This window comes from Pelotomaculum terephthalicicum JT, assembly GCF_022410535.1.
GTDB lineage: Bacteria > Bacillota > Desulfotomaculia > Desulfotomaculales > Pelotomaculaceae > Pelotomaculum_D > Pelotomaculum_D terephthalicicum.
Genome location: NZ_JAKNBL010000036.1, coordinates 24862 through 32525, shown reverse-complemented (window position 1 = coordinate 32525; position 7664 = coordinate 24862). Strand labels below are relative to the sequence as shown.

Below are 7664 nucleotides of genomic sequence, written 5' to 3'. Positions count from 1 at the left end.
GAAAGTTTCATTTGAGTATTTTCGATGAGCATTTTTGATTCCCCCGCTCACTCAACTTCTTTCATGAATAATTATACCATTTTTGGACAAAAATTTTGGACAAAAAGTCCATCTGCATTGCTGCAAATGGACTTTTTCAGTGCCCTTGATTTATCGGCATAGTAGGCAAACAGTTTCCACATGCCTTGAGGATACAAAAAAGATGCCGCTTAAACCTAGCTGGGCCTTGGCGGGAGGATATACTTCTGACAAAAATTGTTGTTACTGAGGCATTTTTAATAAAAACTTTAATCAATGTATTCTTTCAATGCTCCTCGAAAGGCTGAGTGCCGTGGATATCTTTCTAAATACCTGTTTATAACAATTCTTTTTGCCATTTTCACATCTAATGACTCTTTTACTTCTCCCAATGCAGCTGCCAATAAAGCAACATCATTATATTTATCTCTGTATTTTCCACCCACAATTCCATCTATTCTTTTATCAATTACGGATTCCAGCCACTTCACATATGAATTCATATCATCCACAGTTATTGCATAATTTACTTTCCATAAACAAAAGATACTCCAAAATATTTCTTCGCCTTTTTGCGTACTCACTTCAGTTTCAAATACAGAATTTTCTTTCATTAATACAAGGTTATTGCTCTCATTAAACCCTATCCTGTTTGAAACCTGGACTGCTATCTTTTTCCCGGCTTTTCTCAGATTATTATCCGCATATAAATACAACAGTAATAAATCTACACCATAACCGATAAAATTACCGCTCCAGCCCAATGGACTTCTCTGTTCCATACACCAGCTTTTAATCATTTCAAAATGTCCCGAGAAAAAGTATAGATATTTATATTCTAGATCGGTAATATTATTTTCTGCTATTTCAGATATGTGCTGATTATAATGATTATCAGATACAGGCAATTTTTCTATTCTTTTTTCCGCAAGATCTTTATAGTCCCTTATCGCTTCTCCATCTGTAAAAAGTCTCAAATAATTAGGTATGGTTGAATTGGAGTAAAAGGCTTGATACCAACATTCCTTCATAAATTCCCTGTCATTTAAACAACCGGACGCCTGAGCTGTTTTCAAAGCAATTTCACCGCGTATTTTTAAATCACTTTTTATTCTAGCAAGTGCCTCTTTGCCAATCTCTTTCATTTTCTCATAATCATGAGTCTTTTCGTATTCCAACAACACAGCCAAGTAAACGGATGGATGCTCTTTATAACCTTTTCTCGCTATTTCCAGCAAACCCTCCGTTCCTTTATAATATAATGAACCTTCTTTTAATAAACGTGCCGAAACTTTACCGCTCTGCTGCCTAAGAAAATCAATCCAAAATTGCCAAAATATATCCGTATCCCTTAACTCTTCTCTACCTATCGAGAAAATGTCCTCAATATGAATCTCCTTAAAATAAGGGTAAGTAAAATATGAATACAAAACGCTTGCCCGTTGAACGGCCGGTTGCAATTGATAATTTGAATACAGTACGTCTAGTGCAAGTACCTTCAAGTTTACTCCAACCAGTTTCTCATCGACCATTTCTTCAAGGCTTAATTCAAAAGAATCTCCGCCATCTTCATCCTCAACGAATATTTTGGTATCCATAACCAATTTAAAAATTGTTACTGCTTCTTCATATCTGCAATCATTCATACAGTCATGCGCAAACAAAACCGCATCCTCGATTATCCTGCCAATACCTTCATTGTCCTCATATTCCCATATCCAGTCACTTGCCCAATATCCATTGGAATAATCTTCATATCCTTGGGCCGACAAACGCAATTTGCCATTTTCTATTTTAGAAAAAGCTCTCTTTATATCACTTAGCTTTTCTTTTACTTTCTCATCAGGTATCAATCTTTTATACTGAAATGTCCCCTCATACTTACTATCTTCTCGGTCATCTTGATCATGACAATCTTCAAGCAGCTGGAGAAATGATGCTCTCTTGTTTTCAGGCGTTTTTCTTGCAATATTATGCAGGCATCTTCTTAATTTCTCCATGCTCATACTGTTCAGTATTTCATCTGATTTCCGGACAAATTCTTTCTGATCCATCTTTCCCCCTGTATTTCAATCACACTACAATATCCTTTTATTCGCAATCTTTTTCTCGCTCCATCCAAGACTCTTCGCCCATGCCCGAAGCTCATCCCTTTCTTTTTTGTCTTCACTTTCATAAACAGTCCCTAAAAAATCAGCAAAGCCACTTAATCCGCCCGCATCATCAAGCAAAAATACTCCGTCTTTATGGATGCAAACTGGCCTGTGCTCATTCACCACAATTTCATTGGCATAGGCAAATCAATATCGCCGTCTGCTTTTAAATCTATAGATTTCCTTTAATCTTTCAAATATCTCAAAAGCTACTGGGCATACTTCAACCACATTTAACATACTGTAAAGACTCCCTAACCTTTCCGGCTGATTTGTATGTGGATAAGTTTTACAGCTTTCAGGTTTCATGCTACCCAGTTTACATTCTCCATCTTCATCCAAAAAATCACATGGCCGGTGCCTGGTTTCATAGTTGTATCCTATTTCGTCGAATTCCAGAAAGAAATCTTTAAACTGGTCAGTTGTTATATTCATGTATCCCGCCGCTTTTTCCAGTTCATCTTCCTGAAATGTTCCTTTATACATTTTGCAGCAGTTCCTGCATTTTCTGCAGTCATAATCAGCAAACAGCTCATTATGTAATGCCAGAAATTGCTTATCCAGTTCTTCTTCATCAGCATGATTCTTCAAAAAAGAACGGAATCTGATATTGTCAGCCTCTATAGCCTTTGCTGCTTTTTTTACTTCACTCGGCTTCAGCATGTCTTCTCTTTCACCTCACATTATTCATTATTAGCATTGACAACATAATGTGTAGCATAGGCTTCTTCTATAACGGCATCCCCAGATTTGCTAAAGCACAAGGGAATTTTCTTGCCTTTTACACCCCACTGGTTATATGCCGTCCATGAGGACTTTGAATGATTCTCCAGCGCATATGCTCTAAGTTCTTTCGTTATAAATGACAATTTGCTCAAGTTGATCTTACATACTTTTTCAAGGTATGGTACACGGCCGAACCGCCAATCTTCATAATCTATAGCAGATAATACTCCAATTTTCATCAGTAACTCTACAGGGGATATATAAATTTTCTCCTTTAGTGTACTGCTTACAATAGAGTGTACTTTATGTTTTAGTTCCTCTTTATTCACTAATATTTCACCTTGTTCCTCTTCCAAACATTCTTGTTCAGAAATTAATCCTCATCTCCATCATGCTGATTTTTATCCGCCAAACTTTTAAAGCTTTTGGCATTCAGAGGTGTTACTGCCTTTTTCCCTGTTTGTTTTTCATACTGCACACGCGCTGACTTTGCAACTGAACCACCGCGCTGTGCGACTTTTTTATGCTGTTCCATTGTTTCCGGTTCATCCTGACGGGAAATATCGGTTGTTGAAACCTCCGCCAACATATTCAGTACCAACTCAACATTAGTCATGTTGTCTCGCAGATTCTCTTTTTTAAGTCCCTTAAATTCTTTGTATTGCCTTGTTGTCTTACCCGACCATGCCCTTGTTATCTCATCGGTTAAAATCGCAAAATCACGCTTATCGTTGACGCCGCGTTTTTCCCATTCATCGGTCAATTCTTTGCGGACTTCAATTGTTTTCAAACGCTGGTTGATCCAATTGCGCGAATATCCTTTTTTTAGATAGGTTTCCAAAGCACGATCAATAGCGATCTCCGGATCAGCGGTTTCATCAATCCGCTCGCTACCTACTCGAGCCAACCATAGTTTAAACGGTTCAGCTTTTTTACTTGGGATTGACTGAATAAGCCGCAAAAGTTGTTCTGTGTCGGCCACATCTGTCATGCGCATTTTGCCGTCTGGAGCAACCATTTTCAAACGCTCACAATTTGTGACCGTTTCATTTCCTTCATTTTTCAATCGACCTTTTAACACAGTCCAGTAGTGACGTGGATTTTCGCTTTCAGTCAAGATAGCTATCACATCTATAATTGAAAAATACCATTTTCCCTGTTCTTCATCCCATAAAACACGAACTCTTTTATCTTCGAATAACTTGATTGAATTTTCTTTATCCACCCCAAACCTCCATTACCCCAGTATTTAACCCTATCGAATTCGATAGGCTTGAGAGTAATCTTATTACATATTATACCAAACGCATGTTCTTACTTCAATATAATCTCGTAAGTAATATCCTTGCCATCTGTTTTATCTCTTCAAGAGTTACATAATGAGCGATTGAGGAAAACAGCTTAAGCCTTTATTTATCAAGTTTTTTAGCATAAAACAGGTCTCCCAGCTTGTTTCTTCTGCCTTGGGAATTACCCCGATCAATCTGTGCCGGAGGCTTTACCTCCATTTTTATTGACAATTATTAGTATGTCACAGGTTCAGTCATTCTGGAATAACCTTTTCTCCTGAGACCCATCTGTGCGAAAAATCAGGATAAAAGTATCAAAAATCCGGACTTTATCAACTTCCTTCCTTATTATATCTTCATCATAAATTCCATTCCGGTAAACCACTTCGCCCATAACATCGTGTATCCATCCTTCATCAAGAGTAGGGGAGTCAGGGCATTCCGCTTTCCCTTTCTCAATCCGTGTCGCGCAACGCCAAACTACTTTACCTCTTTCAGTCCTTCTCCGATACGAAACGCCGCAATCCCCACATTCGAGCAAATTCCCCAGAAGATATTTACCGTTATATTTGCTTGTACTGCTTACTACCGTACCATCCTCTTTACTGACAAACCTTGAGCGCTTGGCCATTTCTTCCTGTACTTTATCAAACACTTCGGCAGAAACAATCGCCGGATGGCTGTCCTGTACGTAATACCGATTGCGTTGCCCAATATTCTTGCTTTTCTTGCCTGTCATAAAATCTTCGGTAAAAGTCTTTTGCAGCATCGTATCACCTTTGTATTTCTCATTCTTGAGCATCTTCTGAATCGTTTTTGTATCCCAAATATCTTTGCCCGTTACTGTTTTAATCCCTTGAGATTCCAGATAAGTCTTTATCTGCCCGAATGACAGGCCTTGCAAATACAAGTCAAACATTTTTCTGACGACCTCTGCCTGCTCAGGAACGATAACAATTTCGCCATCTACGCAGGTATATCCCATAAAATTCTTATACTTGGTAAATATATCGCCCTTTTCAAACTTGCGTTGAAATCCCCACTGGATATTCTCACTTGTATTCCGGCACTCATCCTGTGCCAGCATACCCCTCAGTGTAATCTCAAATTCCTTATCAGCATCAATCGAATCCAGCTTCTCATTTTCAAAATGCAAATTGATCCCTCGCTCTCTTAAAAATCTTATTATTTCCAAAACCTCCAGCGTGTCTCTTGACACCCTGCTGATTGACTTGGTGATGATATAATCGATTTTGCCTTTCGCTGCTTTCCTGAGCATTTTGCCCAACCCGGTTCTGCTGTTTCGACGAAGTCCGCTTTCAACGTCATAGAATACTCCAGCATAAATCCAATCGGTATGGCTGCGTATCATTTTCGTATAGGTTTTTATCTGAATCTCAAGGCTGCGTAGTTGTTCCGGTCCGGATGTGCTGACCCGGCAATAGGCGGCAACCTTGAGCATTTTATTTTCTTTGTGTATGGCAGGTATGATCCTTATATTCTTCATTTGCCTTCTTTAGTCATCTATTTAAAATAGGAAATCCCATTTATATTTTACAAAAGAAAAGACGTGAAAGCATCCTCTCACGCAAAAGCATTTTTTCTTCCAATAATCCCTCAAACCAGCTATTCATCAAGGTTTCCGCTGTTGCAACAGGATTATGGCTTCCACATGCCTTGAGGATATAATAAGTATGTCGTACCAGTCTGGTACCCCCTTGGTGGAAGGGTATATTTCAATTTACTTCTGAATTATACACTTCTTATATGTGGTAACTTTCAAGTCTGTTGTACTACCTCATCTCCGAAGCAGCAGTTCTTTTTGCAATGCGATTGTATGTCAGTTGAAATTCTTTCCTAAAAGAACTTACAATATCGGGATTGTCACGCAACCAAAAGTCTATCAGCTTGGTCGATTCAAAAAAAGGCTTGTGATCGATAAACCACTTCTTGTATTTTTCACGCTCCTTTTCTGATTTGTAATCATCAGATAATGGCCCGTGGTCATTAAAATAATCCCAAGTAAAGCCAAATGAGCTTGTCTCGGCATTCCATCAGGCTGGAGGTCTTTTAAGTATTCATAAATAATTTCTTCAGGACGTTTATCGCCTGGAAGCTTAATTATATTTCCAAGCTTATCTCGTAAAGGATCAGGTATTTTTTTCAATTGCTTTTCCGAAACGTCACCATCAAAAACAATAAGGATATTTCCAAAATATGATATATCAGCATTATATAGATTAATAAGCTCGTCACAGCCGATGGTTGTTTCTAGTAACTCCAGATAAATCAAATATTCCGGAATCAAGTATTTTAAAAACCACCTTGCTTCGCTATCTTCCGAATACACCTTAACTTTATTGTAACTTTGGACAATGGAAGTCACAGACAAATCACGCTCAATTTCTGTGAAAGTGATATTGCGTTTTATTTCAAGCCTTCTATTAGCGTTCGTGAGGTAATAAAGCTCAATATCGTTATTCACGTTATCATCGTGTTTATTATATGCAGTTTTGCCACAAATATCCCTAATTAGGCTTATACTATGTGTTGTCAGGACAATTTGAAGCTCATTTGCGCGTGCTTCTTGAATAAACAACTGAACCAGCCTATTCTGGGCTGCCGGATGAAGAGTAGATTCTATTTCATCAATTAACAAAATGCCGCCATTCCAAGCGGTGCCACTATCTTCTTTAAGTTTTCGAAAAGAAAGCAATGCAAGAAGAATTTGACCTAAATTGTCTTGACCTGATGAATTTGTTAGATAATCGTATTCATCTGTATTTATCCCAATACCACTCTTTTTGTCAGTTTCGCCGATACTGTAATTTGTTATATCCTTAACATCCGTCTGCATTGACAATATAGACTTATAATTAGTGATAAACCAGTTCTTATGATCTTCACTTTTAAAATTTATAGCTTTTGTAGCTATTGAGTCATCGCTAGACTCTCCCAAAGGAAATAAACGTGATAAGCCAAGGTAAAGAACCGGGTAGTTAAACTTGGCCTCAGTTTGTTTACCATCTTCTTTCTTAAATGGTATAATGCGGAACCGATCTCTTTTTACAGAACGAATATCGTTCATTGATTTATCAAGTTCTTCTGCTGTCTCACTTTTATCCTCTGTCAATGTTTTGTGCCTTCTATCTTTATCCTTTTGTTGCCAAGCAGCTCTAAAACTTCTATAGTCAAAAACATTACCATCCTTATCACATAAAGTGATTTCAAAACGGTTTGCTCCAATAGTATCAAATGTCTTGCTACCCTTAAACAGCTCACTAAAATCAGCTCGGAAAGGTTTTAATAAATATGTTACTCCATCTTTCTTCTTTAGTTCTCCAGAGTTTGCAATCATTCCAAGGATTGTAGATTTACCTGTAGAATTTCGACCACTCAGAATCGTGAGATATTTACCCAATAATATTTTCTGATCTTTGAATAGCCTGAAATCCCTAATCTTGATGCTTTTATACAT

At 37.8% G+C, this 7664-nt stretch carries 7 protein-coding genes; all 7 read right to left on the bottom strand.

From position 1 onward, the window contains the following. Positions 1-287: 287 nt before the first annotated feature. The gene (locus L9W92_RS15190; protein ID WP_240084595.1) at positions 288-2072 is read right to left on the bottom strand and encodes a hypothetical protein; all 1785 of its coding nucleotides are present in this window, start codon (positions 2070-2072) and stop codon (positions 288-290) included. Between the two features lie 24 nt (positions 2073-2096). Beyond that, positions 2097-2294: a hypothetical protein gene (locus L9W92_RS15185; RefSeq protein ID WP_240084594.1), complete on the bottom strand. Its 198-nt coding sequence runs from the start codon at positions 2292-2294 to the stop codon at positions 2097-2099. Positions 2295-2318: 24 nt separating this feature from the next. Then, positions 2319-2762: a YkgJ family cysteine cluster protein gene (locus L9W92_RS15180; protein ID WP_240084593.1), complete on the bottom strand. Its 444-nt coding sequence runs from the start codon at positions 2760-2762 to the stop codon at positions 2319-2321. Between the two features lie 92 nt (positions 2763-2854). Further along, the gene (locus L9W92_RS15175; RefSeq protein ID WP_240084592.1) at positions 2855-3253 is read right to left on the bottom strand and encodes a hypothetical protein; all 399 of its coding nucleotides are present in this window, start codon (positions 3251-3253) and stop codon (positions 2855-2857) included. Between the two features lie 17 nt (positions 3254-3270). After that, positions 3271-4122 (bottom strand): BRO family protein, encoded by an 852-nt coding sequence (locus L9W92_RS15170; RefSeq protein WP_240084591.1) that lies wholly within the window; start codon positions 4120-4122, stop codon positions 3271-3273. Positions 4123-4436: 314 nt separating this feature from the next. Next, positions 4437-5693 carry a recombinase family protein gene (locus tag L9W92_RS15165; RefSeq protein WP_240084590.1) on the bottom strand — a complete coding sequence of 419 codons (1257 nt, stop codon included), beginning with the start codon at positions 5691-5693 and terminating at the stop codon, positions 4437-4439. Positions 5694-6089: 396 nt separating this feature from the next. Next, on the bottom strand, positions 6090-7664 hold the full coding sequence (locus L9W92_RS15160) for an ATP-binding protein (protein ID WP_240084589.1): 1575 nt from the start codon (positions 7662-7664) through the stop codon (positions 6090-6092).